The sequence below is a fragment of the Streptomyces albus subsp. chlorinus genome (genome assembly GCF_013302895.1).
GTDB classification, from domain to species: Bacteria; Actinomycetota; Actinomycetes; order Streptomycetales; family Streptomycetaceae; genus Streptomyces; species Streptomyces chlorinus.
In genome coordinates, this window is record NZ_VJOK01000001.1 from 683062 (window position 1) to 685978 (window position 2917).

At 76.1% G+C, this 2917-nt stretch carries 3 protein-coding genes; 1 reads left to right on the forward strand and 2 read right to left on the reverse strand.

Annotation, left to right across the window (positions count from 1 at the left end):
- Nucleotides 1–14: 14 nt before the first annotated feature.
- Entirely contained in the window at nt 15–815 is an 801-nt protein-coding gene (locus FM076_RS03175) for a glutamate racemase (RefSeq protein WP_173868420.1), read from the reverse strand.
- A 104-nt stretch (nt 816–919) separates the two neighbouring features.
- On the opposite strand from FM076_RS03175, the gene FM076_RS03180 reads away from it, so the two are divergent.
- A complete protein-coding gene (locus tag FM076_RS03180; RefSeq protein ID WP_173868421.1) occupies nt 920–2068 on the forward strand; it encodes a glycosyltransferase in 1149 nt (382 codons plus the stop codon).
- 73 nt (nt 2069–2141) lie between these two features.
- Here FM076_RS03180 and FM076_RS33305 read toward each other — a convergent pair.
- The coding region (locus FM076_RS33305) for a TerD family protein (protein ID WP_430625922.1) at nt 2142–2917 on the reverse strand (776 nt) is incomplete at its 5' end.

A 2917-nucleotide genomic window follows, 5' to 3' on the forward strand; every position in this document is an offset into this window, starting at 1 on the left:
GCGCCGTGCGGGGATCAGCGCGTCACGGCTCCGGCGGGGGCCAGGAGGCGGCCCTCGGCGTAGGTGAGGGCGGCTTCGGGGAGGGGACCGGGCCGGCCGCTGTGCAGGACGGTGAGGCCGCCGGTGGGCGCGGCACCGGCGTCCGGCCCGGTGCCCGCGCGGCGCAGCGCCTGGGCGCAGACGGCCACGGCCGAGCCCTGGAGCGCGGGCCCCTCGCCGCCGGACCCGCCCAGGGCCTCGCGGATGCGGTCGCCGACCAGCTCGTAGTGGGTGCAGCCGAGGACGACGGTCCGCACGTTCTCGGGGGTGCGCTCGGCGGCGGCGGCGACCGCGGCGGTGATGAGGTCCTCGTCGCCGCTCTCGATCGCCTCGGCGAGGCCGTGGCAGGGCACGCCCGTCACCTCGGCGCCGCTCGCGAACTGGTCGATCAGCCGCTGCTGGTAGGGGCTCCCGGTGGTGGCGGGGGTGGCCCAGACGGCGACGCGGCCCCCGGTGCCGGCGGCGGCGGCAGCGGCGGGCTTGACCGCGGGGACGGTGCCGATGACGGGGATGCCGGGCTCCAGTTCCGCGCGGAGGGTGGGCAGCGCGTGCACGGAGGCGGTGTTGCAGGCGACGATCAGCGCGTCCGGCTCGTACGCGGCGGCGGCGCGGGCGCAGCCGAGGGCCCGCTCGGTGATCCCGGCCGCGTCGCGCGGGCCCCAGGGCATTCCGTCCGGGTCCAGGGAGAGGACGAGGTCGGCGTCGGGGCGTGCGCGGCGTACCGCCGCCGCGGCGGCGAGCAGGCCGATACCGGAGTCCATCAGCGCGATCTTCACGTGGAGCAACTGTAATCGATCGGCCGTCCGCACCCCGGCTCGTCGGGTGTGCGCCCGGCCCGTCAGGTGTGCCCGGCCGCCGGGGTGCGGCAGACTGCCGCACGATGAACACCCTGTCGTGGACCACCGCCGTACCTCTCGTCTCACTGGCCGCGTGGGCGTGGCTGCTGCTGGGGCAGGGGTTCTTCTGGCGTACCGATGTGCGGATGCCCGCCGTGACGGGCGGGGAGCCGGACCGGTGGCCGGCCGTCGCCGTGGTGGTGCCGGCCCGTGACGAGGCCGGGGTGCTGCCGGTGAGCCTGCCGTCGCTGCTGGCACAGGAGTACCCGGGGCGGGCCGAGGTGCTGCTCGTGGACGACGGGTCCACGGACGGCACCGGCGCGCTCGCCCGCTCCCTGGCCGAACGCGTGCCGGGCGGGCTGCCGTTGACGGTGCTCGACCCCGGCGACCCGGAGCCGGGCTGGACGGGCAAGCTGTGGGCGGTGCGGTGCGGCATCGCCCACGCCCGCGCACGCGCGGAGGTCCCGGAGTTCCTGCTGCTGACCGACGCCGACATCGCCCACGCGCCCGACTCGCTGCGCCGCCTGGTGCGCGGGGCGCTGGCCCAGCGGCTCGACCTGGTCTCGCAGATGGCGCGGCTGCGGGTGCGTACCGGCTGGGAGCGGCTGATCGTGCCCGCGTTCGTGTACTTCTTCGGGCAGTTGTACCCGTTCCGCCGGGTCAACCGCCCCTCCGCCCGCACCGCGGCCGCGGCCGGCGGCTGCGCGCTGCTGCGGACCGGGGCCGCGGTGCGGGCCGGGCTGCCGGACAGCATCAGGGACGCGGTGATCGACGACGTGTCCCTGGGCCGCGCGGTCAAACGCTCCGGCGGACGGATCTGGCTGGGGCTGGCGGACGGTGTGCGCAGCGTGCGTCCGTACGTGGGGCTGGGGCCGCTGTGGCGGATGGTCTCGCGCAGCGCCTACGCGCAGCTTCTCAACAACCCGCTGCTGCTGGTGGCCACGGTGCTCGGGCTGGCCCTGGTGTACCTGGTGCCTCCGGTGTGGGCGTGCGCGGGCTCGCCGGCGGGCGGGGCGGCGTGGCTGGTGATGACGCTGACGTACGTGCCGATGCTGCGCTACTACCGGCAGCCGCTGTGGCTCGCCCCCCTGCTGCCGGTGACGGCGGCGCTCTACCTGGCGATGACCGTCGACTCGGCGGTGCGGCACCACCGGGGCCGGGGTGCCGCGTGGAAGGGGCGCACCTACTCCTGACGCCGCTCTCGTCCTGAGGGCCCCTTCCCTGCGGCCCGCCCGCGCACGCCCCGCCGGCGGTCCCGCGAGGCGGTCACTTGCGGCCCGGCGTCCACTGCATGCCCCAGCCGTACTCCTGGTCGACGGTGCGCTGCGGGCTGACACCGCGCCGGGGCACCAGGTAGCGGGCTTCGCGGCGCACCATCAACTCGCCGCTCTCGTTGGTGATCAGCGCGAGGGCGCACACGGTGGAGGGGATGGTGCACTCGTCGAGGGAGAAGTCCACGGGCGCGCCGTGCTGCGGGCGGAGGGTGACGGTGGCGTGCAGCCCGGCGAAGCTGCGTGCCCCCTCGTAGATGGTGACGAAGATGAGCACGCGCCGCAGTTCGGCGGCGTGGTCGAGGTTGATGGTCAGGTTCTCGCCGGTCTCCACCGCGCCGGTGCGGTCGTCGCCGTCGAGGTGGATGTAGGGCGGACGGTTCAGCGAGCCGAAGGAGTTGCCGAGGGCCTGGACGACGCCCTTGCGTCCGTCGGCCAGTTCGTAGAGGGCGCACAGGTCCAGGTCGGGGCCCGTGAGGGCTCCCATGGCCCGGCTCAGCCGCCCGGCGAGCCCCTTGGGCTGCTGGGCCTGCGTGGTCCAGTTGAGGTTGACCCGCATGGCGCCCGAGGTGCCGCCCTGCTTGGTGAGGGAGACCGACGGCGCCTCCTTGGTCAGCGTCACCTTGCTGAGGCGTACGGGGGCGGAGGACGGGGCGGGGGCGGAGGACGGGGCGGGGGCGGACGGGGCGGGGCGGAAGGGATGGGGGCGGACGGCGGCGTGGGGACCCGCGGTGCGGACGGCGTGCCGGCCGCCGGGCCGGGGACGGAGGG